The organism is Rhodococcus sp. IEGM 1305, from assembly GCF_030058635.1.
In the GTDB taxonomy this organism is placed as follows: Bacteria; Actinomycetota; Actinomycetes; order Mycobacteriales; family Mycobacteriaceae; genus Rhodococcus_F; species Rhodococcus_F opacus_D.
Map to the genome: position 1 here is coordinate 1 of NZ_JASHKX010000009.1, position 25,684 is coordinate 25,684.

At 67.3% G+C, this 25,684-nt stretch carries 29 protein-coding genes; 14 read left to right on the forward strand and 15 right to left on the reverse strand.

Going from position 1 to position 25,684, the window contains the following annotated elements; all coding sequences use genetic code 11:
• Nucleotides 1-2,012: 5-methyltetrahydropteroyltriglutamate--homocysteine S-methyltransferase (gene metE / locus QM693_RS15850; protein WP_283352832.1), on the forward strand; the 2,012-nt coding region annotated here is incomplete at its 5' end.
• 177 nt (nt 2,013-2,189) lie between these two features.
• Here metE and QM693_RS15855 read toward each other — a convergent pair.
• Nucleotides 2,190-2,987, reverse strand: coding sequence for an RNA polymerase sigma factor SigF (locus tag QM693_RS15855; RefSeq protein WP_005251853.1), 798 nt, complete (start codon nt 2,985-2,987; stop codon nt 2,190-2,192).
• Nucleotides 2,984-3,418 (reverse strand): ATP-binding protein, encoded by a 435-nt coding sequence (locus QM693_RS15860; protein ID WP_009474792.1) that lies wholly within the window; start codon nt 3,416-3,418, stop codon nt 2,984-2,986. Before QM693_RS15860 ends, QM693_RS15855 begins: the two co-directional genes overlap by 4 nt.
• Before the next feature lie 221 nt (nt 3,419-3,639).
• Here QM693_RS15860 and QM693_RS15865 point away from each other — a divergent pair, with 221 nt between their 5' ends.
• Nucleotides 3,640-4,404, forward strand: a complete 765-nt coding sequence (locus tag QM693_RS15865) for a GAF and ANTAR domain-containing protein (RefSeq protein ID WP_283352833.1) — start codon at nt 3,640-3,642, stop codon at nt 4,402-4,404.
• A 358-nt stretch (nt 4,405-4,762) separates the two neighbouring features.
• Nucleotides 4,763-5,071: an STAS domain-containing protein gene (locus QM693_RS15870; protein WP_005251861.1), complete on the forward strand. Its 309-nt coding sequence runs from the start codon at nt 4,763-4,765 to the stop codon at nt 5,069-5,071.
• Between the two features lie 22 nt (nt 5,072-5,093).
• Here QM693_RS15870 and QM693_RS15875 read toward each other — a convergent pair whose 3' ends face one another.
• The 3 genes from QM693_RS15875 to QM693_RS15885 all read right to left on the reverse strand — a co-directional run bounded on the left by QM693_RS15875 (nt 5,094) and on the right by QM693_RS15885 (nt 7,212).
• Nucleotides 5,094-6,308, reverse strand: a complete 1,215-nt coding sequence (locus QM693_RS15875) for a glycosyltransferase (protein WP_411194622.1) — start codon at nt 6,306-6,308, stop codon at nt 5,094-5,096.
• A 174-nt stretch (nt 6,309-6,482) separates the two neighbouring features.
• Nucleotides 6,483-6,638: a DUF6131 family protein gene (locus tag QM693_RS15880; RefSeq protein WP_005251863.1), complete on the reverse strand. Its 156-nt coding sequence runs from the start codon at nt 6,636-6,638 to the stop codon at nt 6,483-6,485.
• A gap of 16 nt (nt 6,639-6,654) precedes the next feature.
• Nucleotides 6,655-7,212: a DUF2231 domain-containing protein gene (locus QM693_RS15885; RefSeq protein WP_280779848.1), complete on the reverse strand. Its 558-nt coding sequence runs from the start codon at nt 7,210-7,212 to the stop codon at nt 6,655-6,657.
• A gap of 96 nt (nt 7,213-7,308) precedes the next feature.
• Between QM693_RS15885 and QM693_RS15890 the strand changes: the two genes are divergently transcribed.
• Nucleotides 7,309-7,539 carry a hypothetical protein gene (locus QM693_RS15890; RefSeq protein WP_016882734.1) on the forward strand — a complete coding sequence of 77 codons (231 nt, stop codon included), beginning with the start codon at nt 7,309-7,311 and terminating at the stop codon, nt 7,537-7,539.
• Between the two features lie 21 nt (nt 7,540-7,560).
• Here QM693_RS15890 and QM693_RS15895 read toward each other — a convergent pair whose 3' ends face one another.
• Nucleotides 7,561-8,421, reverse strand: a complete 861-nt coding sequence (locus QM693_RS15895; RefSeq protein WP_280779849.1) for a polyphosphate kinase 2 family protein — start codon at nt 8,419-8,421, stop codon at nt 7,561-7,563.
• Nucleotides 8,422-8,456: 35 nt separating this feature from the next.
• Here QM693_RS15895 and QM693_RS15900 point away from each other — a divergent pair, with 35 nt between their 5' ends.
• Entirely contained in the window at nt 8,457-9,932 is a 1,476-nt protein-coding gene (locus QM693_RS15900; protein WP_283352834.1) for a flavin-containing monooxygenase, read from the forward strand.
• Here QM693_RS15900 and QM693_RS15905 read toward each other — a convergent pair.
• Nucleotides 9,919-10,227, reverse strand: a complete 309-nt coding sequence (locus tag QM693_RS15905; protein ID WP_283330990.1) for a DUF4873 domain-containing protein — start codon at nt 10,225-10,227, stop codon at nt 9,919-9,921. The genes QM693_RS15900 and QM693_RS15905 overlap by 14 nt on opposite strands.
• Nucleotides 10,228-10,275: 48 nt before the next feature.
• On the reverse strand, nt 10,276-11,016 hold the full coding sequence (locus tag QM693_RS15910; RefSeq protein WP_283330991.1) for a TetR/AcrR family transcriptional regulator: 741 nt from the start codon (nt 11,014-11,016) through the stop codon (nt 10,276-10,278).
• 145 nt (nt 11,017-11,161) lie between these two features.
• Here QM693_RS15910 and QM693_RS15915 point away from each other — a divergent pair, with 145 nt between their 5' ends.
• The 6 genes from QM693_RS15915 to QM693_RS15940 all read left to right on the forward strand — a co-directional run bounded on the left by QM693_RS15915 (nt 11,162) and on the right by QM693_RS15940 (nt 16,265).
• Nucleotides 11,162-12,433 carry a DUF445 domain-containing protein gene (locus QM693_RS15915; RefSeq protein ID WP_280779852.1) on the forward strand — a complete coding sequence of 424 codons (1,272 nt, stop codon included), beginning with the start codon at nt 11,162-11,164 and terminating at the stop codon, nt 12,431-12,433.
• Nucleotides 12,434-12,536: 103 nt separating this feature from the next.
• The gene (locus tag QM693_RS15920) at nt 12,537-13,043 is read left to right on the forward strand and encodes a helix-turn-helix domain-containing protein (RefSeq protein WP_005261063.1); all 507 of its coding nucleotides are present in this window, start codon (nt 12,537-12,539) and stop codon (nt 13,041-13,043) included.
• On the forward strand, nt 13,036-13,866 hold the full coding sequence (gene tadA / locus QM693_RS15925; RefSeq protein WP_283330992.1) for a major lipid droplet protein TadA: 831 nt from the start codon (nt 13,036-13,038) through the stop codon (nt 13,864-13,866). Before QM693_RS15920 ends, tadA begins: the two co-directional genes overlap by 8 nt.
• Before the next feature lie 72 nt (nt 13,867-13,938).
• The gene (locus QM693_RS15930; protein ID WP_005251878.1) at nt 13,939-14,232 is read left to right on the forward strand and encodes a DUF2516 family protein; all 294 of its coding nucleotides are present in this window, start codon (nt 13,939-13,941) and stop codon (nt 14,230-14,232) included.
• A gap of 213 nt (nt 14,233-14,445) precedes the next feature.
• Complete coding sequence (locus QM693_RS15935) at nt 14,446-15,216, forward strand: MerR family transcriptional regulator (RefSeq protein ID WP_283352835.1); 771 nt, start codon at nt 14,446-14,448, stop codon at nt 15,214-15,216.
• A 17-nt stretch (nt 15,217-15,233) separates the two neighbouring features.
• A complete protein-coding gene (locus QM693_RS15940; RefSeq protein WP_283352836.1) occupies nt 15,234-16,265 on the forward strand; it encodes an alpha/beta fold hydrolase in 1,032 nt (343 codons plus the stop codon).
• Between the two features lie 70 nt (nt 16,266-16,335).
• On the opposite strand, the gene QM693_RS15945 is transcribed toward QM693_RS15940, so the two are convergent.
• From QM693_RS15945 to QM693_RS15955, 3 genes are read right to left on the reverse strand one after another with little or no spacing between them, the layout of a single operon-like run.
• On the reverse strand, nt 16,336-17,136 hold the full coding sequence (locus QM693_RS15945; RefSeq protein ID WP_280779855.1) for a carbon-nitrogen hydrolase family protein: 801 nt from the start codon (nt 17,134-17,136) through the stop codon (nt 16,336-16,338).
• Nucleotide 17,137: 1 nt separating this feature from the next.
• Complete coding sequence (locus tag QM693_RS15950; RefSeq protein WP_009474777.1) at nt 17,138-18,490, reverse strand: MFS transporter; 1,353 nt, start codon at nt 18,488-18,490, stop codon at nt 17,138-17,140.
• A complete protein-coding gene (locus tag QM693_RS15955; protein WP_280779856.1) occupies nt 18,487-19,239 on the reverse strand; it encodes an HpcH/HpaI aldolase family protein in 753 nt (250 codons plus the stop codon). Before QM693_RS15955 ends, QM693_RS15950 begins: the two co-directional genes overlap by 4 nt.
• 193 nt (nt 19,240-19,432) lie before the next feature.
• On the opposite strand from QM693_RS15955, the gene QM693_RS15960 reads away from it, so the two are divergent.
• The gene (locus QM693_RS15960; RefSeq protein WP_280779857.1) at nt 19,433-20,104 is read left to right on the forward strand and encodes a GntR family transcriptional regulator; all 672 of its coding nucleotides are present in this window, start codon (nt 19,433-19,435) and stop codon (nt 20,102-20,104) included.
• A gap of 13 nt (nt 20,105-20,117) precedes the next feature.
• Here the strand turns inward: QM693_RS15960 and purU are convergent, their stop codons facing one another.
• Nucleotides 20,118-21,002 (reverse strand): formyltetrahydrofolate deformylase, encoded by an 885-nt coding sequence (gene purU / locus QM693_RS15965; RefSeq protein WP_283330995.1) that lies wholly within the window; start codon nt 21,000-21,002, stop codon nt 20,118-20,120.
• 13 nt (nt 21,003-21,015) lie between these two features.
• The gene (locus QM693_RS15970; protein ID WP_283352837.1) at nt 21,016-21,849 is read right to left on the reverse strand and encodes a class I SAM-dependent methyltransferase; all 834 of its coding nucleotides are present in this window, start codon (nt 21,847-21,849) and stop codon (nt 21,016-21,018) included.
• 57 nt (nt 21,850-21,906) lie between these two features.
• Between QM693_RS15970 and deoC the strand changes: the two genes are divergently transcribed.
• The gene (deoC, locus tag QM693_RS15975) at nt 21,907-22,572 is read left to right on the forward strand and encodes a deoxyribose-phosphate aldolase (RefSeq protein WP_009474772.1); all 666 of its coding nucleotides are present in this window, start codon (nt 21,907-21,909) and stop codon (nt 22,570-22,572) included.
• A 12-nt stretch (nt 22,573-22,584) separates the two neighbouring features.
• On the opposite strand, the gene QM693_RS15980 is transcribed toward deoC, so the two are convergent.
• Nucleotides 22,585-23,352: an LmeA family phospholipid-binding protein gene (locus QM693_RS15980; RefSeq protein WP_105416035.1), complete on the reverse strand. Its 768-nt coding sequence runs from the start codon at nt 23,350-23,352 to the stop codon at nt 22,585-22,587.
• A 113-nt stretch (nt 23,353-23,465) separates the two neighbouring features.
• Between QM693_RS15980 and QM693_RS15985 the strand changes: the two genes are divergently transcribed.
• Nucleotides 23,466-24,083, forward strand: a complete 618-nt coding sequence (locus QM693_RS15985; protein WP_105416033.1) for a type IV toxin-antitoxin system AbiEi family antitoxin domain-containing protein — start codon at nt 23,466-23,468, stop codon at nt 24,081-24,083.
• 18 nt (nt 24,084-24,101) lie between these two features.
• Here QM693_RS15985 and QM693_RS15990 read toward each other — a convergent pair whose 3' ends face one another.
• Nucleotides 24,102-25,649, reverse strand: coding sequence for a TROVE domain-containing protein (locus tag QM693_RS15990; RefSeq protein ID WP_283352838.1), 1,548 nt, complete (start codon nt 25,647-25,649; stop codon nt 24,102-24,104).
• Nucleotides 25,650-25,684: the final 35 nt, after the last annotated feature.

The following is a 25,684-nucleotide window of genomic DNA, read 5'->3' on the forward strand; positions in this document are numbered from 1 at the left end:
TCGATCCGCTGGACTTCTACTTCACGCTGGCGCGTGGCCGGCCGGACTTCCCGCCCCTCGAGCTGGTGCGGTTCTTCGGCACCAACTACCACTACCGTCAGCCCGAACTGGACGAGAACACCGAGTTCTCGCTGCGGTCCGAGACCGTGATGGACGAGTTCGAGCGGGCGAAGGCGCGCGGGATCGAACTGCGTCCGGTCGTGCTGGGGCCCGTGTCGCTGCTGCTGCTGTCGAAGGTCGGTCCGACGTCGAAGCGGCACGGTTTCTCGACCCTCGACCTGCTGGACAAGGTGCTGCCGGAGTACGAGAGGCTGTTCGAGCAGCTCGCGAAGGCCGGTGCCACATGCGTCCAGCTGGACGAGCCGTCGTTCACCGAGGACCGCGCACCGGAAGAACTGGCCGCGCTGGCCAAGGCGTACGAGAAGCTGTCGCACGCACCGCTGCGGCCCCGCATCCTCGTCACCGGTCCGTACGGGCATCTCGGGGAGGCGCTCGCCATCCTCGCCTCCACCAAGGTGGAGGCTCTGGGCCTCGATCTCGTCAGTCACCGGCTGAGCGCCGACGAGCTGGCGAAGATCCCGGGCATGAAGCGCAAGCGCATCTACGCCGGTGTGGTCGACGGCCGCAACGTGTGGCGCGTCGACCGGTACAACACGCTGACGTACCTGAACACGCTGAAGGACGTCGTGCCGGATCTCGTGGTCTCGACGTCGACGTCGTTGCTGCACGTTCCGTACGACGTGTTGTCCGAGTACGACATCCCGGGTGATGTCGCAGACCGGCTCGCGTTCGCGAAGCAGAAGGTCGGCGAGGTGGTCTCGCTGGCCAAGGCGCTCACCGAGGGGCCGTCCGACAAGTGGCGCAAGCGTCCCACGTCGGTGCACTTCAAGCTCAAGCACGCGGTGCGGGCACGGGTCAACGCGATCAAGCCGGGCGACCGCTTCCGGGTTCCGTACGAGGAGCGGCGGGTCGCCCAGCAGGAGCGACTGAACCTGCCGCTGGTTCCGGCGACGACGCTGGGCTCGTTCCCGCAGACGGACGCGATCCGGCAGGCGCGGTACGAGTTGGGTGAGGGACGCCTCGAGTGGGAGGAATACTACAAGCGGATCCAGGCCGAGATCGAAAGCACGATCCGGTTGCAGGAAGACATCGGGCTCGACGTCTTCGTGCACGGTGAGCACGAGCGCAACGACATGGTGCAGTACTTCGCGGAGCTTCTCGAGGGGTATGCCTTCACCCACAACGGGTGGGTGCAGGCTTACGGCTCGCGGTGTACACGTCCGCCGATCCTCTACGGGGACGTGTCGCGGCCGAAGCCGATGACCGTCGAGTGGATCTCGTACGCGCAGTCGCTGACGGACAAGCCGGTCAAGGGCATGCTCACGGGTCCGGTGACGATGATCGCGCGGTCGTTCGTCCGCCAGGATCAGCCGCTGTACGAGACGGCCGACCAGTTGGCGCTGGTGATCCGCGACGAGATCGCCGACCTCGAGGCGGCGGGCATCGCGATCATCCAGGTCGACGAGCCGGCGATCCGGGAACTGCTGCCGTTGCGCGAGAACGGCCGCGAGGCGTATCTCGAGTGGGCGGTCGACGCATTCCGTCTCGCGACGGGCGGGGCGAAGCCGGAGACGCAGATCCACACGCATATCACGTACACGAGCCGGGCGTCGGTGGTCGACGCCATCGAACGGCTCGACGCGGACGTGACGGCGATCGTGGCGACGCGCTCCATCACGTGGGTGCTCGGTGCCATCAAGGAGCGGGCGCTGACCCACGGTGTCGGTCCGGGTGTGTACGAGAGCCGGTCGGCCCGGATTCCGGACATCGACGAGTTGGACGAACTGCTCACGGAGGCGAGCGAGTCGGTCTCACTCGAACGGTTGTGGGCCAACCCGGACGGCGGCCTGAAGACGCGTCACTACTGGCAGCTCGAGCCTTCGCTGCGCAATATGGTGGCGGCGGCGAAGCGTCTCCGCAGGCGGGCCGAGAAGGAAGAATCCGAGGCCTGATTTCTCCGGCGTGTTCGGGGTCACCGCCTCAGCGGTGGCCCCGAACGTGCTTTCGGTCGGGCAAACATGTCGAGGTGTAGGCCGCCACGAGTGGGGCAGCACGCGACGGCGCCTACGACCGCGTGGTCGGCAGCGACGTGCGGTACCGATTCGTGATCGACACGGCAACGATCTGACCTACGCGTCACCGAGTTGATCTCGCAGTGATGCCAGTGTCTTCGCCAGCAACCGGGACACGTGCATCTGCGAGATACCGACCCGGTCGGCGATCTGGGTCTGTGTCATGTTGCCGAAGAATCGCAGCATGAGGACGGTCCGCTCCCGTTCTGGGAGGGATTGAAGCAGGGGGCGCAGGGTTTCGTGGTTCTCGACGTCGTCCATCGCGGCGTCGTAGTCGCCGAGCGTCTCCACCATGGACAGTTCGCCGGTCCGGTCCGACGACGTGTTGTCGACGGAGACGGTCTGGTACGCGTTGCCGGCGAGGAGCCCCTGCGCCACCTCCTCCTGTTCGAGGTCCAGGTGCTCGGCGAGTTCGCTGACAGTGGGAGCGTGGCCGAGACTCTGGGACAGTTCGGCGACGGCCTGGCTCAGCGCGAGGTGCAGTTCCTTCATCCGGCGGGGCACCCGCACGGCCCACCCGGTGTCGCGGAAGTGCCGTCGCACCTCGCCCATGATGGTGGGGACCGCGAAGGACACGAAGTCGGATCCCCGCTCCACGTCGAACCGGTCGACCGAGTTGACCAGGCCGAGGCGCGCGACCTGAACCAGATCGTCGTGCGCCTCGCCGCGACCGTCGAAGCGGCGTGCGATGTGCTCGGCGAGCGGGAGACAGCGCGTCACGACGGCGTCGCGCAGTCTGCTGCGCCGGGGATCGTCCTCGTCGAGGGCTGCCATCTGTTCGAAGAGTGCTGTGACGTCCTGATACTCGTCCGGCCAACGGGCCGTGTGCCCCCCACTGTGAGTATGGGACGTCACAGACTCAGGCCGTTCTTCACCTTGGTGAATTCCATGGTGGTCACGAAACCCGCGGTGGCGGAGTCTGGCTCCTGTTTCAGATCGACCGAATCGGTGAGGGCGTTGAGCACGTGCCAGGCGAACGAACGCTCGCCGAGGGAGTCGACCGAGGTGGTGGTGCTCGATACGTCGACTCGCAGGGTGTTGTCGAGATACTGCAGCCGGCACACCAGGACCGCATCCGGTGTCGCGCGGACGATCAGTTGGGTGCAGATCTCGTCCATGGCGAGTTTGATGTCGGCGATGGAGTCGAGGTCGAAATCTTCGTGAATGGCAACGGTTGCTGCCAGGGCGCGCAGTACGGAGAGCTGATCGGGCGTTGCTCGCACGCGCAGTTCGACGACGGGATGTGTGTGATCCTGGTCGGGTTCGATTGTCTTGGCGATGGCCATGAGACCTCCGGGTCGGGCGTACCGTGCTGTCGGCGGGCGGTGGGTCGGCCCGCGCTGCTGAGAAGTCAGGGTAGCGATCCGGCGACACCGCAGGTGGAATACCGCAGAACAGGACCGATCAAACCAGTCCGATCAGTACGTTTGCCCGAGTAGTGTTGGCCGCACGATCAGCGTTCCTGAGGCCCTCGGCAGGGTCATGGTGGTCACGGGAGACGAGTGGGATGCCTGACGAGATTCACCTGCACACGTTGACGAATGACGTCGAGACCGCGGACGCCGACGCGGTCACCGTGTCGCTCGACGCTGTGCTCGAGTTGCTCGAACCCGTGGACGAGACCGACGTGGTGCTGCACACGCTGTGCCGTCGGGTGGTCGAGGTGTTCCCGGGTGCGGCGATGGCCGGGATCACCGTTCTCCGGCCGACGGGTCCCGTCACGGTGGCCGCGACGTCGGACGAGCTCGCGGCGCTCGAGGAGTTGCAGTACCGCTTCGGTGAGGGGCCTGCGCTCGACGCCGTGCGCTCCCGCGAGACCGTGCGGGCCGACCGTGCCGCGGCGTACGAGAGGTGGCCGGCGTACGCCGCGAGTTCCGAGCCGGCAGGCGTCCACAGCTATCTGTCCGTACCACTACCTGTCGCGGATCAGTCCGCCGCGCTGAATCTGTACGGACTGTTGCCGCACGCCTTCCATCGCATGGACGAGTCGGTGCTGGAGCTGTACGTCGAGGCGGCTGCGGTCGCGGTGCGCAATGCCCGGCGGTACGGCGAGGCGAGAAATCTGATCGAGCAACTCCGTATCGCCCTCCGGTCCCGCGCTGTCATCGATCAGGCGAAGGGAATCGTGATGGCGTTGCGGGGTCTCGACGCCGAGACCGCGTTCGACGTCCTCGTCACGCGTTCGCAGCGGGAGAACGTCAAACTGCGCGTGGTCGCAGAACGTGTCGTCGCGGCTGTTTCGGCGCGGACAACCGTGCGTAACGGTTTGTAATCGCTCACCAGGGCAAATGAGAGCTCGAGTATCTGTTATTTCCTTGTGACACACCACAGGCGGGAGTAGTCTCGAACCGAGGTTGAACACACAGCCGATGTCGGGAAGCGCTGCCGTAGCAGACGGTGTCATGTGTCCGAGGTCGGGTCTGTCTGCAGGTGCTCCGCTTCCCCTCTCAATGTTCGAGATGGGGTGAGCCATGTCTGTTGGTCCAGGGGTCCCAGAACCTGAAATGGCGTGTTCGGGCACGGAGTTCGGTACCACGTACAAGCCGAGGGTAACGCTCTCGGCTGTCGGTTCCGCTCCGACACGCTGTGCGAGCGCGGAATTCACTTCCGAGCGAGTCGGGTCCGGGGTGATGTTGGTAGGGGTGCGAGGCGAAATCGACCTGTTCAGTGCACCGGGGTTCCGCGACTACGTGTGCACGCGGATTTCGCCCGAGGGGCAGTTCATCCTCGACATGTCGAAGGTGGATTTCATCGGAACCGCGGGGCTGTCGGTGCTCGACACCGTCCACGCGACGAACGTCCGGGACGGGCGGACATGGGCGATGATCTGCGGCCGGCCGGTATATCGGCTGCTCAGAGCCGCGGGCCAGGAGTCGAGCTACCCCTGCTTCGCTTCCGTGGACAGTGCCCTCGGGGCCTGGCACGGCCGAACGGCCTGACCGTCCGAACCGGCGCCCGACGTCAGTGGGCGCCGGTTCGACTCGTGCGCGGAGGGGCCGACACGCAGCGGCCGTAGGCGCGGAGGGTATCGGTGGCGACCCGGTCCCACGAGTAGCGGGCGCGGGCGCGATCGCAGCCCGCCATGCCGTATCCCGTGCGCAGGGCGTCGTCGTCGAAGATCTGTCGCAGGGCCTCGGCCAGGCGGACCGGGTTGCGCGGTGAGATGAGGCGCCCGGTGATGCCGTCGACCACCGTGTCCCTCATACCACCGACGGCGGACGCCACCACCGGTGTGCCGCAGGCCATCGCCTCGAGCGGAACCATGCCGAACGGCTCGTACCAGGGGGTGCACACGACGGCATCCGCCGAGCGCAGCAGCGAGGGCATGGCGTTCCTCGGCACGCGCCCGACGATCCGTACCCGGTTGCGCACCTTCGTCTCCCGGGCCAGGGTCAGTAATCGCGACGCTTCGGGGTCGTCGGCGACGTCGTCGGCGGCCGGCCCGCCCGCGATGACGAGTTCGGTGTCGGGGAAGTGGGAGAGCGCCTCGATCGCGGTGTCGAACCCCTTGCTCGGCGCCAAGCGGCCGACCATGACGAGGCGATGGCGTTTGCCCTTCTCGTCGGCGCGGCCGTCGGGCGTGAACTCGGCGACGTCGACGCCGGACGGAACCACGGACGTGCGCGAGCGCGGCAGGCCGAGGTGGGAGAGTTCGAAGACCTCGTCAGTACACGTCGCCACCACCCGGGTGGCGCCGCGGGCGATCAACTGTTCCAAGTGAATTCGGTTGTGGGTGCTCGACGAATCCGCGCGCTCGAACCGCTGCTCGACCACCCCCAGCGCATGGAACGTCTGGACCACCGGAATGCCCATGGTGCGGGCGGCGAGTTGCGTCGCGATCCCGGACATCCAGTAGTGGGCGTGGACGATGTCGGGCCGTTCGGCTTCCCATTCGGCCTTCAGAACGCTGCCGAACGCCCCCATCAGCGGCAGGATCTCGGCCTCGGACATCCGCCGCGGAGGCCCGACCGGCACGTGCACCACGGTGTATCCGCCGGGGGTCGTGACCCGCGCCGGGGCGTCCTCGCTCTCCGCCCGGGTGTAGACGGTGACGTCGTGACCCTCTCGTGTGAGGGCTGCCGACAGTTCGGCGAGGTGAATGCTCTGCCCCCCGACATCGGCGCCGTCCGAGACGTCGAGAGGACTGGCGTTGGCCGAGACCATCGAAATCCTCAATCGTCTCGAGGTGCCGACGGCTGCCGTTCTCATCGGTTGCCCGCCGCACACGGGAGGTCTGGGTTCGCGATGAATGGCCGTCATGCCACGGGGATTCCCGAACTTCGGGTTTGTAAACCGACCGGCTAGCACTCTGTCACAGGACAGGTGGCACAGGCAGGCCGGTGTTGCGTTCTAATACCAACGCCGCCTACCGCCGACCGCACGACCAGTGGCGCCGAGAATCCACAAGATCGCGCCGATCACCAGGAGGATGATGCCGATGGTCCACAGCCAAGTGAGGCCGGTGAGCCATCCGATCAGGAGCAAGATCAGTCCGAGCACGATCATGACGTTCCTCGATTCTTCATCCCACCGGGGCGAGGCGAGAGTCCGATCCCGGACCCTCCCGCACCCCGTCGACTCCTGCGCCCATTGCGTAGGTCAGATGGCCGCCGAGCGCGCCGCCGACACCGATCGCGAGTAGTCCCGCGGTGCTCGTGACGACAGCGCGTGCGTCCGTTCCGTGTCTGCGGCGAAGGTAGGACGCGAGCATGGCCGTGATGCCGATGGCGTTGGCCTCGGCGTGGATCAGGCCGACGCGGCGCTGACGCGTATCGCGTTCGGCCCAGTCCGCCCAGCCGGTCACCAACGTCGGGGGAGTGGCGAGCAGTCCCAGGCCGATCAGCCTGCGTGCGCCGACGTGATCGCGGAACGCCAGATCGAAGACGGTCGCGCCGACCCACGCACCGATGGGGAGGCTGACGAGAACGGGATGCACGGGGTGCCCGAGCCAGGATCCGCGCAATATCGCACCCGCGCCGGACGAACCGAGCGCCCCCTGGATCCGCTGTTGCAGGAACCGGCTGCCGCCGTCGAGGAACCCGGCGGATTCCGCCTTCCGGAACAGGCTCTCGAGGTTCATGACTCCCGGTTACCCAGGGCGGCGCGAAGAAAACCGGCCTGCCTTGTCGTCGATGCAGGTCGGGCGTAGCGTCGGGACCACGTTCTCGAAGGTGAGGTGAGTGCCGTGAAACTCAATCTCTTCGCTGCTTGGGTCAGCTTCGCTCTCGTGTTGTTGTCGGTGGTCTGTCTCGGCGGATTCCTCGTCGCCGCAGGCTCGGGGCAGGGCGGCTGGGCGGTGATCTCCGGATCTCTGTGCGTCGTCGCGCTGGCCGGAGCGATGGCGCTGTACGGAGGAGCCGTGCGTCACGATCACAGGCTGCACCACGAAACGCCGCACCTCTTCTGACGGCGGCATTTCCGGAAGGTCTCAGGAGTCCGCGAGCCTCCGTTTCTCCGCGTCGATGTCGAAAGTGGCGGGCGGCCAGTCGAGGTCCAGCTTCTCCAGGGCGTCGATCAGCAGCTCGCTGACCGCGATCCGGCTGTACCACTTGCGGTCGCACGGAACCACGTACCACGGCGCGTAATCGGTCGACGTCTCGTCGAGCATCGCCTGATACGCGTCCTGGTACGCGGGCCAGAGCTTGCGCTCGTCGACGTCCGAGGGGTTGTACTTCCAGTACTTGTCCCGGCGTTCCAACCGTTCGCGCAGCCGCGACTTCTGTTCGTCGAGTGAGACGAACATCGCGACCTTCACCAGCGTCGTGCCGCCGGCGACGAGTTCCTTCTCGAAATGGTTGATCTCGTCGTAGCGGCCGCTCCAGATTTCGGCGGGCACGAGATCGTGAACCCGGACCACCAGCACGTCCTCGTAGTGCGACCGGTCGAACACGCCGAGTTGCCCGCCGCGGGGCAGGGCGTTGTCGATCCGCCACAGGAAGTGGTGGCGCTTCTCCTCGGGTGTGGGCACGCCGAACGACGCGTGATCCACGCCCTGCGGATCCACGTGCCCGATGACGTGGCGGACCATCCCGCCTTTACCCGCGGTGTCCATGCCCTGCAGCACGAGGAGCACCGACCGGCCGTCGCCGGATCGTCCGTTGGCGTAGAGCTTCTCCTGGAGGGACGACAGCACCGCACCGCGTTCCTCGAGCAGCGCGACCCCGTCCGACTTGTCGCCGACGAACCCCGGTGTGCTCCCGCAATCGAGTTCGGCGATCCGCTGACCCGGGCGCGATCGCAGGGCCTCGATCGCTGGCGTCTTCCACAATCCGCGTGCCTTGTCTGCCATGTACAAACAGTGCCACAGGAGCGTTACATGGAGTCGTGGGCGGCGAGGTGCACCGGTGTCGTGTCCTGGTGATCGGGACGGGATTTTCGGGTCTGGGCACGGCCATCCAGCTCCGCAAGCGGGGACGCGACGACTTCATCCTGCTGGAGAAGGCGCGGGAGGTCGGCGGCACCTGGCGGGAGAACACGTACCCGGGTTGTGCGTGTGACGTGCCCTCGCACCTGTACTCGTTCTCGTTCGAGCCGAACCCGGACTGGACGCGGATGTGGTCGGGACAGGAGGAGATCTTCGACTATCTGCGCGGCCTGGCCGACAAGTACGACCTGCGGCGCAACATTCATTTCGGCCGCACGATGACGGGCGGGCACTGGGACGCCGAACGGCAACGGTGGCACGTCCACACCGAGTCGGGCGACGAGTACGTCGCCCAGTTCGTCGTGTCCGGGATCGGCGCCCTCCACATCCCGAACGTCCCGGATCTGCCCGGCGCCGACACCTTCGAGGGAACGGAGTTCCACTCGGCGCAGTGGAACCACGACTACGACCTGCGGGGCAAGAAAGTCGCGGTGATCGGCACGGGCGCCAGCGCAGTCCAGTTCGTTCCCGAGATCGTGGGCGACGTAGCCGAGTTGCAGCTGTATCAGCGGACGCCGCCCTGGGTGATACCCGGCCTGAACTTCGGCATTCCGCCGGAGGCGCGGCGCCTGTTGGGCCGGGTCCCGCTGGCCCGTCGAATGGTGCGTGCCGCGGTCTACTGGACTTACGAATCGCTCGCGCTCGGGTTCAACGGGCACTCCCGCCTGATGCGGCCGATCGAGAGCGCGGCGCGGAAGAACCTGAACAGGACCGTCACCGATCCCGAACTTCGCCGGAAGCTGACCCCGTCCTATCGCATCGGTTGCAAGCGGATCCTGGGGTCGGACGTGTACTACCCGGCGTTGATCTCATCGAAGACGGTCGTGATCACCGAGGGCATCGCCGAGGTACGCCCGCACAGTATCGTCGCGGGCGACGGGGCTGAGCGGGCGGTGGACGCGATCATCTACGCCACCGGATTCCACGTCACCGACGGCTTCGACAATGTCGACCTCACCGGGGTCGAGGGCCGACGCCTCGCCGACGAATGGGAGGAACACGGGATCCGCACCCACCTCGGTATCACCGTCGCGGGTTACCCCAACGCGTTCTTCCTCTTCGGCCCCAACACCGGGCTCGGTCACAATTCGGTGGTCTTCATGATCGAGTCGCAGATTCGTTATGCACTGGAGTTGATGGATCTCGTCGACCGGCGCGGCGCCGATTCCGCGGCCGTCCGGCCCGCCGTGCAGAGCCGCTTCAACACCGACATCCAACGGAAACTGGCAAAGGGCGTGTGGTCCACCGGCGGGTGCGTGAGCTGGTACCTGGACTCGCACGGCGTCAACCGCACTATCTGGCCGGGTTCGACCGTGCGCTACTGGCGACGGACGCGGTCGGTCGAACCGGCGGACTTCGAGTTCACACCCGGCTGAACGGCGGGGGCGTCACTCCGTCGACGAGATGGCTTCCCCAGAGGTCCATCCCGGTGATCCGGGCGGTGGCCGTGCCATCCGGGCCCGTGATCTGCAGCTCGGTGCCCGCGGACAGGTCGGCATCGGCGCCGAGGACGTCGGTCAGGGTGCGTACGCGGCCGTGCCAGACGTACCGACCGCTGATGGGTTCGAAGTTTCCCGCCAACTGGACCTGCACGGTCACGGCAGGACGGTCGCCGACGACGACGTCGGCGGGGCCGCGGTAGCCCTCTTCTTCTTCCTCGTGTTCGTTCACACAGGCGAGTTTACCTGTAACTGATAGTTACACAAGAAACGTTCGGCGCTAGTCGGCCTCGGCCGCAGGCGGGCGCAGCGGGTGCGGGATCGCATTGAATCGCGCGGGCGAGCCGTTGACGGCGGCGATACCGGTGACGCCACCCCAGGTCATCATCGTCAGGTAGTTGATCAGATCCTCGACCGACATGGACCGGTTGGAGATCCACCAGTGCGTCGCCAGCTGCACACCGCCGACGATTCCGTACGCCCAGGGGACGGCGCCGCCGGAGTCCATCTCCATCTGCCGCAGCCGCTCGCCGAGAACCGTGGAGAGCACCTCCGCGATCATCCGTTCCGAGTCCGCGACCGTTTCGCGGCCCGGGCCGGAGCCGTTCGCCATGATGTACAGGTAGACGTCGGGATCCGACGCCACCGTCTCGACGTACGCCGTGATGGTGGCGCGGGTCAGCTCGAAGTCGTCGAGGTCGCCGCCGATGGCCTCGTAGATCCGCGGGGCGAGTGTGGTCTCCACGTAACGCGCCATGGTCGCGTTCGTCAGATCGCTCTTGTCCGCGAAATAGCGGTACAGCACCGTCTTGGAGACACCGATCTCGGATGCGATCTCGTCCATGCCGATGTCGCGTCCACGCAAGCGAATGGCGGCGATCGTTCCGTCGACGAGTTCTTCTCGGCGCGCGATCTTGTGCTCACGCCAGCGGCGCTTGCGCCCATCGGGCTTTGCCGCCTTGTCCAGCTTCGTCATCGACTCGGTCACCTGCTCAGGATCCTTCACGTCGTCGTTCGCCACTGAGTCTCTTCACATCCGTTTCGTGTCGCGATCTCCTGTCAGCTTAGTGCTCCGGTCTTGTCGCACGGCACAACGCCGTCTGTGCGGGCGCGCGTCCAGCGGCTGGGTTGCCGCCTTCCCGCCGTCCTTGGGCACAATGGCGTCTGTGGATCAACTGAGCCTTTCCGCCTTCGACGACGACGCGAAGCGTCGCGATCTCCGCAAGATGAAGGCTGTCGCGACGGGCTTTCTCGTGTTCGCCACCGTGGTGTACCTCGTGTGCAGGTGGCAGGAATCGCGGGGCGCGGGGGCGTGGGTCGGCTACGTGCGGGCCGCGTCCGAGGCAGGCATGGTCGGTGCGCTGGCCGACTGGTTCGCGGTGACGGCCCTGTTCCGGCATCCGCTCGGATTGCCGATCCCGCACACCGCGATCATCAAGCGCAAGAAGGACCAGCTGGGGGCGAGCCTCGGCAACTTCGTCGGCCAGAACTTCCTCGCCCCCGAGGTGGTGTCCGCCAAGGTGGAGGCCGCGGAGATCCCGCTGCGGCTGGGCAGGTGGATGGCGCAGCCCAAGCACGCCGCGCGTGTCGCTGCCGAGACGGCCACCATCCTGCGCGGCTTCGTCGAGATCCTGCGCGACGAGGACGTGCAGCAGATCATCGACAGCACCCTGGTGCGCAGGCTGGCCGAGCCCCAGTGGGGGCCGCCGATCGGGCGCGTACTCGGCGAACTCCTGCGCGAGAACCGGCAGTTGCCGATCCTGGATCTGCTCGCCGAGCGGGCGCACCAGTGGGCGCTCGGGAGTCAGGAGACCATCGACCGGATCGTCAGCCGCGATTCGCCCGCCTGGTCGCCCAAGTTCGTCGACGCCATGCTCGGCGAGAAGATCCACCGGGAGCTCGTCGAATTCACCTGGAAGGTGCGATCCAACCCGGAGCACGAGGTGCGGCAGGCGGCCAACCGCTTCCTCGTCGACTTCGCCGACGACCTGCAGAACGACCCCGCGACCATGGAGAAGGCCGAGAAGATCAAGGCCGAGATCATGGGGCGCGAGGAGGTGACCGGTCTCGCTGCGGCTACGTGGACGGTCGCCAAGCGCCTGATCATGGAATCCGTCGACGACCCGAACAGCACGCTGCGCACGAAGGTCGCGGAGAACGTCGTGCGATTCGGTGAGCGGCTGCGCGACGACCACGAGCTGAGGGCCAAGGTCGACGGGTGGGTGCTCGCCGGCACGCGCTACGTCGTCGTCCACTACACCGACGAGATCACCGCGATCATCTCCGACACCGTCGAGCGCTGGGACGCCGAGGAGGCGTCCAAGAAGATCGAACTGCAGGTGGGACGGGATCTCCAGTTCATCCGCATCAACGGCACCGTGGTCGGGTCGATCGCGGGGCTGCTGATCTACACGTTCTCGACGTTGCTGTTCGGCTGACATCGGCCTCGGCGGAGGGTCCGCTAGCTGGGTGCTAACAGAGTGCTTGCAATTGCTAGCACCCTGCTTTAGGCTTGGTTCTGCCCAGCAACACGGAGGACTGATGGCAAGCGATGATCGCGACGCAGCCGGTGCAGGAGATCTGGCAGCTCGCGTAGTCAGCAACGCCGCTCACGACATCGGAGGTTTCATTCGTGCCCAGCGCGAAGCGGCCCAGGTGTCGATGCGGCAGCTGGCGCAGCTGGCCGGTGTCAGTAATCCGTATCTGAGTCAGATCGAACGTGGGTTGCGCAAGCCCTCGGCCGAGGTGCTTGGGCAGATAGCCAAGGGTCTCCGGGTGTCGTCGGAGGTCCTGTACGTCCAGGCGGGTTACCTCGAGCAGCGGCCACACGGTCCACTCCGTGACGCTCTGCTCGCGGATACGGCCATTACCGAGCGGCAGAAGCAAGTGCTGCTCGAGATCTACGAGTCGTTCTGTCGTGAGAACGAATCGGCGGAAGCGGCCGAATCCCGGACGTCCGAGCTTCGGACAGAAGAACACCAGCGTTCTGATTCCCAGACGCCGGAACCAGAACCCCCCACCGTTGAACAGGAGAAAGCCGATGACTGACCAGAAGACCATCGACAGCGTCAAGACCTCGCTGTACGCGGCCGTAGGCGCCGGCGACGTCGTCGTGCAGGCCGTGGCCGACGTCGTCGCCCAGGTCCGCTCGCGCGCCGAGTCCACCCAGGGCGACGTCGAGGAGCGTGTCGGCGGCGCCAAGGAGCGCATCGCCGGACTCCAGGAAGAGGTCACCGAGGGTGTCGAGAACCTTCGCGACCGCCTCGCCGGACTGCCGTCCGAGCTGCCCGAGGAGCTTGCCGAGCTGCGTGAGAAGTTCACCGCCGACGAGCTGCGCAAGGTCGCCGAGGCCTACCTGAAGGTCGCCTCCGACCTGTACACGTCGCTCGCCGAGCGCGGCGAGGACACCGTCGAGCGCATCCGCAAGCAGCCGGTCGTCGAGGAGGGCATCGGCCGCGCCGAGACCGCCTTCGGTGACGCCGTCGAGCTGACCGAGGAAGCTCTCGGCACCGTTGCACGCCAGACGCGCGCCGTCGGCGAGCAGGCCGCGAAGCTCGCGGGCCGCGCTTCGGGTCGCATCTCCGACACCGCCGAGGGGCTCGGGGAGGCCATCGCCGACGCCGGCGACGAGGCTGCCCTGAAGGTTCTCGACCTGGGCGACCAGGCCGAGGAAGCGTCGAAGGGCGCTGCCGATCGCGTCGACGCCACCGCTGCCGACGTCCAGGCTCAGGCCGACAAGGCTGCCCCGGCCAAGCACGCCGCTCCCGCCAAGAAGGCTGCTCCGGCCAAGGCTGCGGCAACTCCGGCCCCGGCTCCGGCCAAGAAGGCCGCCGCTCCGGCCAAGAAGGCTGCTCCGGTCAAGAAGGCTTGATCCTTCACGCTTTTCGGCCCCCGCACGTTCGGTGCGGGGGCCGTTTGCGTGTCGACCTCGTAGGATGGGGCTGTGATTCAAGTTGACGGCGTCGTCTCGGTGATCTTGTTGGTGATTCGCATCGTCGCCCTGGGTGGTGCTGCGTACGCGCTGTTCCACGCGGCTCGCCAGCGCAAAGACGCGTTCACCGCCGTGGACAAGTTGAGCAAACCGATCTGGCTGAGCATTCTCGCCGTCGCGTTCCTCGTCCTCCTGCTGTTCCCGGCCGTGCAGTTGTTCGGCATCGTCGCGGTCGTCGCGGTGTGCGTCTATCTCGTGGACGTGCGCCCGCGCGTCGACGACGTGCAGCGCGGGCCTCGCTGGTAGCCGCTCCCCACCCCATGAGCACGTGAAGGCGTGGCTCTCGTGCACCCAAACGATGACAATGGGCATTGTGACAATGCTATTGTGGTGACACGGCTACCGAGGAGCTGACATGTCCGTCGTCCATCTGCGTGACTCAGTGAGCGATGCCCACCCGGCCGCGGGACTCGTCGGCGGCCCGTCGCGGCTGCTGCTCCGACGGGCGCACATCGTCCGATGAAGGAATACCGGATCGACGACCTCGCGCGCGAGGCGCGGGTGAGCGTGCGCAACGTGCGCGTCTACCAGGACCGCGGACTGCTCCCGCCGCCACGGAAGCAGGGGCGCACCGGGTGGTACAACGAATCGCACCTCGCCCGTCTGCACCTGATCGGGCGCATGCTCGATCGCGGCTACACGTTCGCCACCATCAGCGAACTTCTCACGGCTGCGCACTACGGCCTCCAGGTCAAGGACGTTCTGGAGACCGACGACCCGGGCAGCCGATGGAAGAAGCGCAGGCGAGCGGCCCGCCTCACGATCGTCGAGCTGAAATGCATGTTCGGTGCGCAGACCACCGAGGCCAACATCGCCAAGGGCACCGAACTCGGAGTGCTCGTTCCCTCCGGAGGCGACTACTCGGTGAACAATCCACGACTGGTCGAGGCGGCGCAGGTCCTCGTCGCCGCTGGCATCCCGCTCGAGGACGTCCTCGAACAGACCGCGGCGGTGCGACGAGACCTCTCGGACGTCGCCGCGCGGTTCGTCGCCGTCGTCGCGGACCGCTACCTCGCCGCCGAGGGCGAGCCGCTCGAACTCGACGAGGCGAAAGTCTCGGAGATCGCGCGGCTCGTCGACCAGATGCGTCCCCTCACGCGCGATGCCGTCCAGTCGCTGTTCGAAGAGGCGATGGAGGAACAGATCTCCAAGGCACTCGAACGGGCGGCCCGGCAACTCGGTGAGACACCGGGCCCGGCGACGAGCACAGACACCAACAGAGCAAGTTAGACAGGACAGGGGCAGGAATGACCAGCAGTTCGCGCGCCATCGCCTTCCGGGCACTAGCCGGCGCAGCCGGAGTGGGCGCCGTCGTCGCCGCGGCAGCGGCGATCCGCCACAAGCGCGCCACCCGCGGGTTGACGTTGTCGACCGAGGTGGCGCCGAACGAGCTGCTGCGCACCCCGAACCTGCGCCCGGACGTGACGGAGATCCTCACCGACGACGGAGCGACGCTGTACGTCCGCGCCTACGGTCCGGTGGACGGCGATCCCATTGTGCTGAGCCATGGCTGGACCTGTTCCACCGAATACTGGTACCCGCAGGTGAACGCGCTGGCGGACGAGTACCGGGTCATCACCTACGACCAGCGTGGGCACGGCCGCAGCACCGTCGGCTCGCTCCCGCTCGGCCCGGACGTCCTCGCCGATGACCTGTCGGAGGTGCTGAAGGCGACGGTGCGTGACGACAAGAAGGCCGTGCTCGTCGGTCACAGCATGGGTGGCATGAGCATCATGGCGTGGGCAGGCCGTCACCCCGACGAGGTGAAGAAGTACGCGTCGGCAGTTCTGCTCGCCAGCACCGCCTGTGATCGGCTCATCGCCGAGACCACCGTCATCCCGCTGCCGAATCGTTTTCCGCGCGTGCCGGTTCCGGTCGGCCGCGCCGTCCTGAGCACCCCGGTTCCGTTGGTGTCGTCGCCGGTGATGACGCGCGCACTCCAGTACGTGTCGATGTCGCCGAACGCCTCCCGCGCCGAAGTCCAGTTCTGCGAGAACATCGTCCGGGACTGCAAGCCGCGCATCCGCGGCGGCTGGGGCGCCGCGCTCAGCGGCCTCGACATCCACGAGGCTCTCGACAACCTCGACGTCCCGACCACGGTGCTCGTCGGCTCCATGGACCGACTGACCCCACCTGTCCACGCCCGCAAGCTCGCTCGCGTCCTGGACGAGGCCGGTCACCTCGAGCGGCTCATCGTCCTGCCCGGCGTCGGCCACATGAGCTCCGTCGAGAGCATCGACGAGTTCGACAAGGAGATCGTCCGGCTCCGCAATCTCTGATCCGACAGTTGCCCGCGTATTTGTCAGGCTCACACGCAATAGCCTGTGAGCCTGACCAATTCGTCGGCATCTACTGGTTGGCGACCACACCGAAACGGCGCAGCGACAGCGCCGGGTTCTTGGCGCGGACCTCTGCGATGCGCTCGGGGGAGACGGTGCCGATCGCGGTCCCGACCCGTTCACCGAGGGACGCGATCACCACCCCCATGGGATCCACGATCATCGACGCACCCGAACCGGCCGGGGCGCTCTGGTCGGCCGCGGCGACGTAGATGGTGTTCTCGATGGCCCGGGCGCGGACGAGCGTGGTCCAGTGGTCTTCCTTGAGCGGGCCGGGCACCCACTCGGCGGGCAGGACCAGGACGTCCGCGCCCGAGTCGACGATGCGCCGGGTCACCTCCGGGAACCGCAGGTCGTAACACGTCTGCATGCCGAAGGTGACGCCGTCGACGGTGAACGTCTCGGGTTCGCCGATCGAGCCGGCCTGCACGAAGTCCGACTCCTTGTAACCGAATGCGTCGTACAGGTGCAGCTTCCGATACGCGGCGGCGATACTGCCGTCGGGGGCAACCGCGACGAGGGTGTTGAAGATGCGGCGCTCGCCCGGGATCGCTTCGTTGATTCCCGCGACGAGGATCAACCGGTGGCGGGCGGCGATCTCGCCGAGCCCGGTGACGAACTCGCCGTCGAGGGATTCGGCGGAGTCCACGAACCGCTCGTCCATCGTCGGGACCGTGAACATCGCGTATTCGGGTGCTGCAAGTACCCGGGCGCCGCCCGCCGCCGCCTCCTCGGCGAACTTCGCGATTCGGCCGAGATTGTCCTGCTTGTCCGAACCCGGTGCGAATTGAGCGATTGCGATGTCGACCATGTCAGTGCCTTTCCGAAGTGACGGGTGCCGGCATCCGTTCGATCTTGCCGAGCACCACGGTGTAACAGAAGATTCCGCCGATCAAGACCGCTCCGGTCGCGAGGAAGGCCCCCGCGAACGAGCCCGTGGAGTCGACCACCATGCCGGTCACGATGGGCGCCGCGATCCCGAGGAGATTGGCGACGAAGTTGACTATTCCGCCGAGCGATCCTGTGTACCCCTGCGGGGCGATCAGGGCGACGATGCTGGAACCGGCGGGAACGGACACAGCCAGTCCGGCTGCGCCGATCGACAGGAAGATCAGCGCGACGGCGATCGATCCCGCGTACGCTGCGCCCGTCACCGCGAGGGACGCGAGCAGGCTGACCACCAGCACGGTTCGGCGCACCTTGGTGACGTCGCCGGTCCGCGCCAGCCATCGGTCCATCAGGATGCCCGCGATGAGGAACTGCGCGATGACGGCGACCAGCCACGGAATCATCGTGTAGATACCGCCCTTGAGCAGATTCACCCCGAACTGCTTCTCCAGATAGGCCGGCAGCCAGGTGAGCAGGACGTAGTAGGCGTAGGTGTACGACGCGTAGCCGAGCGCCAGGCCCCACGTCTTGCGCCGGCGCAGCAGGTAACCCAGTCCGTTGAGCGACCCGGCCGTCTCGGCGTCTTCGTCCTCCGCGCCGCCGGCCCGGATGAAGTCGAATTCCGCTTGGCTGAGGCGGCCCTTGGCGAGAGCCTGTTTCGGGGTGAGATAGAGCAGCCACCACACGGCCAGGTAACCGACGGACAGGATGCCGGTGAAGATGAACGCCGCGTGCCAGCTGAACGTGGTGACGAGGAAGGCCATGATCGGGATGCCGATGACGTTGGAAATCTTCGCGCACCCGTCGAAGATGGCCGTGGCGGTTCCACGCTCCTGCCGGGGGAACCACTGACCGATGGCCTTCCAGCCTGCGGGCACCGTCGGCGCCTCGCCGACGCCGAGGACCAGACGGGCGACGAGCAGCATGCCGAGACCACCTGCGGCGGCGGACGCGAACGAGGCGACCGCCCACAGGAACGCCGCCGCCCGGTTGACCCACCGGACGCCGATCTTGTCGATGAACGATCCGATCGGCATCTGGAGCATGGCGTACGTCCAGAGGAATGCGGAGGACACCATGCCCATCTGCGACGCACTGATCTCGAAGTCGCGCATGATCTCCGGGGCGGCGATCGAGAGGTTGACGCGGTCGATGTAGTTGACGAACATGCCGACGCCGAGAACGCCGGCGATGGTCCACCGGGCACGGCCCACCTTGGGGTGGGCCGCCGCTTCCGCGCTGTCGGGGGATACCGGTCCCGACGTCTGGGTCGTCATCGTGACTCCCTGATCTGCTTGATCTGCTCGAACGGTGCCGCAAATCCTGCGGCGAGTGCGCCGTGCTGCATGATCAGCGCCATCTGGTCGGCCCCGTAATGCACCGCGAACTCCTTCTCTTCGACGCTCCATGCCGGGAGCACCCAGGGCTTGCCCGCCTCGGCGGCGGCCGTGGCCACCGCGGCGAGGTCGGTGAAGTCACCCTCTTCGCGTGAGTATGCCCCGCGTTCGCGGCGGAGGGAGAGGTCGGACGGTCCGACGAACACGCCGTCGACGGTGTCGAGTGCCAGGATCTCGGCGATGTTCTCGATCGCTCCGGCGTCCTCGATCATCGGGTAGCACCGGGTGAACGTGTCCTGCTCCGTGACCCACTCGTCGGTGAAACCGCCGTAGTTGGTGGTGCGGCCGCCCGCGAAACTCCGGTCGCCGAGTGGCGGGAACTTCGCGAATGCCGTGACTTCCTTTGCGTGAGCCGCATTCTCGATGTGGGGGATGACGACAGCCGTCGCGCCGAAGTCCAGCGCCTGCTGGATGGGGCCGCGTTCGGGTCCGAGCACCTTCGCCAGGACCTCCATGCCGAGGCTGCGCAGGAACGGGATGAACCGTTCGAGATCCGCGAGGTCGAAGGATCCGTGCTCGATGTCGAGGACCACGGCGCCGTAGCCGATGCCGCGCGCGATCTCCGCTGCGGCGAAGCTCGGGTCGGACAGCCAGATCGCGTAACGCCGATCGGCGGGGGTGCTGTACATGCTGGTGGTCTCCTTTTTCGGGGGGTCGCTTGCCGGAAGCGGGTGGCTCTCGGCGGTCACTGCGCTGTGACCGCCCCCACATCGCTCTGTATATGTCATGTATACACAGAGAATACTTGGTGTGTCCATAGCTTGTATGATCAATTTGTTACGAGTCCGTCAATCCGATGGACCGTTCGACGAAGGGATCGAGATGTCGGCATCGACGCTCGCCGGGCCCACCGGTGAATCCGGACCGGCACGAGATCGGGTCTATGTCTGGCTGCGGGACGAGATCATCCGCGGGTCCATCGAAGGCGGCCGATTCCTCGACGAGCTCTGGGTCTCCGGGACGATGGGAGTCTCACGCACCCCGGTGCGAGAGGCGTTTCACCGGCTCGCCGCCGAACGGTTCATCACGCTGCTTCCGCGCAAGGGTGCGCAGGTGCGCACGGTCACCGGTCGCGAACTCGAAGAGGTCTACCAGACCCGGCTGCTGATCGAAGGCCATGCGGTGTCCACCCTGTGTGCGCGGGGAGTCGGCGCACCCGCGCACATGGTCGATCTGATCGAGCCGATGGAAGCCGCGGGCCGCGAACAGGACTGGTTCGCGGTGTCAGGCCTCGACCGCGAATTCCACCTGACCATGGTCAGCGCAGCGCAGAACTCGGTGCTCACCGAACTCTACGATTCGCTGCGGTCGCGGCAGCAACGCGTCGCCGTCCGCGCGTTGAACGTCGGACCCCAGCGGCTCGACACCATCAACGCGCAGCATCGGGCGCTCGTCGCCGCACTCGACGCCGTCGACGCCGACCAGGCGCTGGAGATCCTCACCGCCCACCTGCGGCCCGTCCCGGAAGTGCTGGCGTTGCTGCCGTCCCAGTAGCGGGACGACGAAACTAGCTGAACACCACCGTCTTACGGCCGTGGACAAGGACGCGGTCCTCGAGATGCCAGCGCAGGCCACGGGACAGCACGAGCTTTTCGATGTCGCGACCCTGCCGGACCATGTCCGCGACCTCGTCTGCGTGGTCGACGCGGATCACGTCCTGCTCGATGATGGGGCCCGCGTCGAGTTCGGCCGTCACGTAGTGGCAGGTTGCGCCGATCAGCTTCACACCGCGGGCGAATGCCTGGTGGTAGGGGCGGGCCCCGACGAAGGACGGCAGGAAGCTGTGGTGGATGTTGATCGCCCGGCCGGCCCAGTGCTCGCACAGTGCCGAGGGCAGCACCTGCATGAAACGCGCCAGCACGACGGCATCGGGGTCATGGGCGTCGACCAGTTCACGCACCTGCTCGAATGCGGGCCCGCGTTCGGCGGGATCCTTCGGGAACGGGACGTGATGGAAGTCGATGCCGTGCTGCCTGGTGACGGTCTCGAGATCGCGGTGGTTGCCGATCACCGCGCAGATGTCGGCGGGCAACTCGCCTCCGGCCGCGCGGCCGAGCAGGTCGTGGAGGCAGTGCGCTTCCTTGCTCACCAGCAGCACCACCCGCTTTCGCTCACCGGTGTCGGATACGGTCCACTCGGTCTCGGGGCCGAGTTCGGCGGCGACGGCCGCGAAGCGCTCCCGGAGTTCCTCGATCGAGATGTCTACCGAGGAGGCACGCACTGCCTGCCGGGTGAAGAACCAGCCGGTGTCGGCGTCGGCGTGGTACGCCGCCTCGACGATCCAGCCGCCGACCTCGGCGAGGAACGTCGAGATCCGGGCGACGATGCCGGTGCGGTCGGGGCAGCCGAGAGAAAGAACGTACCGGTGGTCCTCGGTCGAAGCAGCGCTCATGGGCAACAGTCTTTCAGGTCGCGCTCCGGCCGTTCACCACGGCGGTGCCGACGAGGGTGCCGGCGTCGATGTCGTGAATCGCGCGTTCGGTGAGCAGCTGCAGGAGATCGAGGCGAATCTGCTCGACCGTCCCGGCGTCGAACGGGGCGAGCGCGCGACGGAAGTTCCCACCCAGGACGAGGTCCCAGGCGAACTCGGGGGTGGCGGGAATGATGTTGGACAGCTCCCGGACCTCGGTCGAGTGCGCGCCCAGCTCGCCCAGCCACTGGTGGAGCGCGTCCGGGGTGTCGATGCGTTCGAGTGGATCGAACGGCGACCCGGCCGGTTCTGGCTCGGGTTCCCGGTGCCGGGCCACGGCGTCCTGGAACGCGCTCGCGAAGTCGCGCAACGCGCCCCGCCGCCACACCGTGATCCCGACCTTGCCGCCCGGCCGGACGAGGCCGGCGAGCCGGGTGAACGCGGCATCCATGTGGGGCAGGAAGAACACGCCGTACGAGCAGGCCAGCGCGTCGTAGCCCGCTTCCGGGACGGTGCTCGGCGGCTCCCAGGTGGTGGCGTCCGCGCAGACGAACTCGATGTTCTGCAATCCACGCTCCGACGCCTTCAGCCGCCCCTGCTCGAGCAGTTCGTCGGCCAGGTCGACGCCGTGGACGAGGCCCGACGGACCCACGGCGGTGGCTGCGGGGAGCGCCGAAGAGCCTGCGCCGCAGCACACGTCGAGGACGGCGTCGCCGGGACGCAGTCCGAGCTGGAAGGCGAGTGACTGCCCGGCCGGCGTCCACACGGCCGTCGTCAGCCGGTCGAACTCCAGCCGCGCCTCGTCGAAGATCGATCCCGGATCGCTCATACGGCGATGCTAGGCCGTGCCGCAAGCCCTGGAAGGCATTGTGCGAAGCTCACAGGTATGTCCGACGTTGCACTGACCCGCTCCCAGGTGGCCGACCTCGTCGACCACACGCTCCTCAAGCCCGAGGCCACCACCGACGACGTGACGGCGCTGATCGCCGAGGCGCGCTCGCTCGGGGTGCTCGCCGTCTGCGTGTCGCCGTCGATGCTGCCGGTCAAGGCGCCGGGTCTGGTGACCGCCGCGGTGGTCGGGTTCCCCTCGGGCAAGCACCACTCGCTGGTCAAGGGGGCCGAGGCTCGGCTCGCCGTGGACCAGGGCGCGCAGGAGATCGACATGGTGATCGACATCGGGGCCGCCGTGGCCGGCGACTTCAACGCGGTGCTGGCCGACGTCCTCACGGTCCGCGAGGCGGTCGGCGACCACACGGTCCTGAAGGTGATCCTCGAGACCGCCGCGCTCAGCGACGAGGCGATCGTGGAAGCGTGCCGGGCCGCCGAGCGGGCCGGGGCGAACTTCGTGAAGACGTCCACCGGATTCCATCCGGCCGGGGGAGCGACCGTGGAGGCGGTGCGGCTGATGGCGCAGACCGTCGGAGGGCGAATCGGCGTGAAGGCAAGCGGCGGGATCCGCACCGCACAGGCCGCGCTCGACATGATCGCGGCCGGTGCGACGCGGCTGGGACTGTCGGGAACCCGTGCCGTCCTGGACGGGTTGCCCGACTGACCCGACGGTCGATCAGACCAGGAGGCCGCAGCTGCTCTGCTGTTCCTGCTGCTGTTGCTGGGTGCCGGCGGCAGGCATCGTGTAGGCGCCACCCTCGAGGGTGATCTCGATGGCGTCGTCGGTGACCTTCAACGACGTCGGCTGCATGCCCAGCGGGTAGGTCTGCAGGCTCGAAGTCAGAATCTGGACGACCCCGTCCACCAGGTCGGTGGGGAGGCCGAAACCGAGGATCGCCGCACCCACCGTCTCCACTTTCACGGTCCCGTTCACGACCTCCGGTTTGACGGTCAGGTCCGCGAGCCCGGCCGGACCGACGGAGAACCGCAGGGTGCCCGCGCTCGAATCGGCGGTGACACCGCTGATGAGCGAGCCGAACGCCTGCTGCTGCAGCGTCGCGAGGATTCCCGCGGTGGACCAGGTGATGTCCGCGTCGGAACTGCCGATGGTGCCGCTGCTGTCCGCGGTGTTCTCGATCCGGATGTCGTTGACCTGAGCGTGCACCTGCATCCCCTGGGCGGGGCCGAACTTGGTGTCGTCGCTGTCGATCGTGATGTACGGGACGTTCTTGTCGACCGACTGGAGCAGGACCGGCTTCCAGCTCAGGCCCACGTCCACCTGTGAGCCGAGTTGGCTCTCGAACTGGTCTGCCATGCAGGTCTTCACTCTGTTGCGCACGAAGAGTTCGCCGCCGACGAGGACCGCCACGAGCGCGGCGATGACGACAAGAGAGATGACGAGCACACGGTTACTTCGGGGTGCGGAGTTCGTTCGGGCTGCCATTACACGGATTCTTCCCGACAACTCTGAACAATTTCTGTGAATGCGCCCGCGGCGGGTCGCCGAGATCCGCAGAAATTGTGATGCGTGCCACAAACGCCCAGTAATCTAGGGGAATGTCCGGATGGTTGGCTCCACGTCCCGGTGACCCGGAGCGCGAAGGTGTCGGTGAAGAGCTGACACGCGTCGCGACGGCTCAGGCGGGTTTCTTCACCACTGCGCAAGTGCTGCGCCTCGGTTTCGCCGCCGACGAGATCGATGAGCGCGTCGCCGACGGCTCGTGGGTCAAGGTCGAGCGAGATCTGTTCCGCTTGAAGGATTGTCCGCACTCCGATCTCGAGGAGTTCGCTAAGTGGTGCACCTGGTTCGGTGCCGCCGCCGCGGTCTCCCACCAGAGTGCCGCCGAACTTCACGGCCTCGGGCACCTGTACCCGCGGTTCATCCACCTCTCGACGGTGCTGTCACCGCCGTCGCCGACGCAGCAGCTGGCGCTGCACCGGCGGTCGCTCCGCCCGGAGGACTGCGAGCAGGTGGGCCCCCTGCGCATTACCACGCCGCTGTGCACGGCACTCGACCTCGCCGCGAGCGGCATCTCGCAGGAACTGCTCGACGAGGTGGTCGCCGACGGCGTCGCGATCGGGCGACTGAATGCGCGCGCACTGCACGGGGAGTGCGGATCCCTGCCGGCGCAGGTGGCGCAGCGCGTCGAACACGCACTGGCCACCTGCACCTGACGGATCACCGCTCCGGGATCAGAACGGCCACTCGCCGTCCCGGGTGCCCTCCAGGAGCGGGATCATCGAGAATCCGGCGTCCGACAGTCCGCCGAACGTGTGGCGGTTCGCGGACCCCGTCGGACCGTGTCCGTGGCGGTAGCCCGCCACGTTCCACGTGTACACGGGGACGTCGGCCGGGACGTGCCGGGTCGGATCGCCCCACGCCGCCTGCTCGTCGGTGACGATGACGACGCGGTCGTGGTCGCGGTAATGCTTCCGCACCGCCGACGCCGTGTCCGTGCCGCCCAGGTCGCCGAAACTGTTGACGACCCGCAGCACCGGCTGGTGCTTGAACGGCACGAACCGGCTGTCCGAGCCGAACTCGACCAGGTTGGCCCGCTCCGCGCGCGCCGCCAGTACGGTGCCGAACACCGCGGCCGCGTCCGCCCGCGTCAGTTCCGACCGCGCCGAGACGCGGCTGTAGAACATCGATCCGGACCGGTCGACGAGCACCAGGGTGCGGCCGGGCAGCGACGGGACCGCGGACAGCGACGCCCCGAGTGCCCGTTCGAGTGCGTGTCCCCACCGCAGGCTCGGCGCGTTCCGGTAGGCCGCGAGGAACCGCATCGGCAGCTGCCGCGACTTCGCGACCTCCCCCGGATCGGCGATCCGGGCCGCTACCTGTTCCGCGACGTGGTCGGGGATCCCGGCCTCGTCGAAGTTCCTCAGGTTGCGCAGAAGAGCCATGTACCCCATGGACGGGATCACCGCCTGCCATGCTGCCGCATCCATCGGTCCCTGCAGCCAGCCGGCGAGCGACTCCCACGTCATGCCGGCCGCCGACAGCCGCTCCGGGGTCCGGAGGACGGCACGCCGATCCTCCGGCGGGAGCACCGCCAGCGCCGCCCGTTCCGTGAGCATCCGCAGGCCGGTGGGGATCGTGTTCTCGCGTCCCTGCCGCCGGTCGATCGCGTGCCGGAACAGCTCGCCCTGCCACGTCGCCGACGGCGACGCATGGGTGAGCTCGAGGACGTCGCCGAAGCGGACGTCCCTGGAATCGGAATCCCACTTCAGCAGTGAGCGTTCCGAGTACAGGCGGACAGCGGCATCGGCGACACCGCGCTTGACCGGCTTCGGGATCGAACGACCGTGGCGCGCAATCCAGTAGGCGAGGATCTCACCCGGCTCGTCGGCCCGCTCCAGCGCCGAGGAGATCACGGCGCGGTTGCCGCCGTGCAGACCGGCGCCCAGCCGGGCACGGACGAACTCGGCCGCGGCCACCACCGACGCCGAACGCAGATGCGCGTCGCGGCGCAGCCACCCGATCAGGCGGGCGGTCCACTCCGGGTCCGACAGCGTGACCTCGTGGACGAGCTGGACGAACCGGCCGTCGCGGTCCGGAGCCGACTCGTAGAACGTGTGCTCACCCACCATGTTGGTGACGGCGAGGAGGAACAGCTCGCTCTTCGCGTCGCGGGCGTAGCCGCTGCCGCCCTCGAACGTGCGGCCGGCCGGTTGCGTTTCCGACGTGACGGGGCTCTGTACCTTGGTGCGGCGCAGCGTCTTCAGGTTGAACTTGCTCATGGGTGTTCCTCCTTCCGGGAGGTGTCGGTGCTCGT

What these genes read in the sequence shown, in the direction of transcription:
- QM693_RS15970 (WP_283352837.1), bottom strand. Translation starts at nt 21,849, where the DNA reads ATGAGCGATCCGGGATCGATCTTCGACGAGGCGCGGCTGGAGTTCGAC.
- QM693_RS15920 (WP_005261063.1), top strand. Translation starts at nt 12,537, where the DNA reads ATGGCAAGCGATGATCGCGACGCAGCCGGTGCAGGAGATCTGGCAGCT.
- deoC (WP_009474772.1), top strand. Translation starts at nt 21,907, where the DNA reads ATGTCCGACGTTGCACTGACCCGCTCCCAGGTGGCCGACCTCGTCGAC.
- QM693_RS15990 (WP_283352838.1), bottom strand. Translation starts at nt 25,649, where the DNA reads ATGAGCAAGTTCAACCTGAAGACGCTGCGCCGCACCAAGGTACAGAGC.
- QM693_RS15880 (WP_005251863.1), bottom strand. Translation starts at nt 6,638, where the DNA reads ATGATCGTGCTCGGACTGATCTTGCTCCTGATCGGATGGCTCACCGGC.
- QM693_RS15860 (WP_009474792.1), bottom strand. Translation starts at nt 3,418, where the DNA reads ATGGCCATCGCCAAGACAATCGAACCCGACCAGGATCACACACATCCC.
- tadA (WP_283330992.1), top strand. Translation starts at nt 13,036, where the DNA reads ATGACTGACCAGAAGACCATCGACAGCGTCAAGACCTCGCTGTACGCG.
- QM693_RS15865 (WP_283352833.1), top strand. Translation starts at nt 3,640, where the DNA reads ATGCCTGACGAGATTCACCTGCACACGTTGACGAATGACGTCGAGACC.
- QM693_RS15940 (WP_283352836.1), top strand. Translation starts at nt 15,234, where the DNA reads ATGACCAGCAGTTCGCGCGCCATCGCCTTCCGGGCACTAGCCGGCGCA.
- QM693_RS15885 (WP_280779848.1), bottom strand. Translation starts at nt 7,212, where the DNA reads ATGAACCTCGAGAGCCTGTTCCGGAAGGCGGAATCCGCCGGGTTCCTC.
- purU (WP_283330995.1), bottom strand. Translation starts at nt 21,002, where the DNA reads ATGAGCGCTGCTTCGACCGAGGACCACCGGTACGTTCTTTCTCTCGGC.
- QM693_RS15960 (WP_280779857.1), top strand. Translation starts at nt 19,433, where the DNA reads ATGTCGGCATCGACGCTCGCCGGGCCCACCGGTGAATCCGGACCGGCA.
- QM693_RS15870 (WP_005251861.1), top strand. Translation starts at nt 4,763, where the DNA reads ATGTTGGTAGGGGTGCGAGGCGAAATCGACCTGTTCAGTGCACCGGGG.
- QM693_RS15895 (WP_280779849.1), bottom strand. Translation starts at nt 8,421, where the DNA reads ATGGCAGACAAGGCACGCGGATTGTGGAAGACGCCAGCGATCGAGGCC.
- QM693_RS15945 (WP_280779855.1), bottom strand. Translation starts at nt 17,136, where the DNA reads ATGGTCGACATCGCAATCGCTCAATTCGCACCGGGTTCGGACAAGCAG.
- QM693_RS15950 (WP_009474777.1), bottom strand. Translation starts at nt 18,490, where the DNA reads ATGACGACCCAGACGTCGGGACCGGTATCCCCCGACAGCGCGGAAGCG.
- QM693_RS15935 (WP_283352835.1), top strand. Translation starts at nt 14,446, where the DNA reads ATGAAGGAATACCGGATCGACGACCTCGCGCGCGAGGCGCGGGTGAGC.
- QM693_RS15985 (WP_105416033.1), top strand. Translation starts at nt 23,466, where the DNA reads ATGTCCGGATGGTTGGCTCCACGTCCCGGTGACCCGGAGCGCGAAGGT.
- QM693_RS15955 (WP_280779856.1), bottom strand. Translation starts at nt 19,239, where the DNA reads ATGTACAGCACCCCCGCCGATCGGCGTTACGCGATCTGGCTGTCCGAC.
- QM693_RS15980 (WP_105416035.1), bottom strand. Translation starts at nt 23,352, where the DNA reads ATGGCAGCCCGAACGAACTCCGCACCCCGAAGTAACCGTGTGCTCGTC.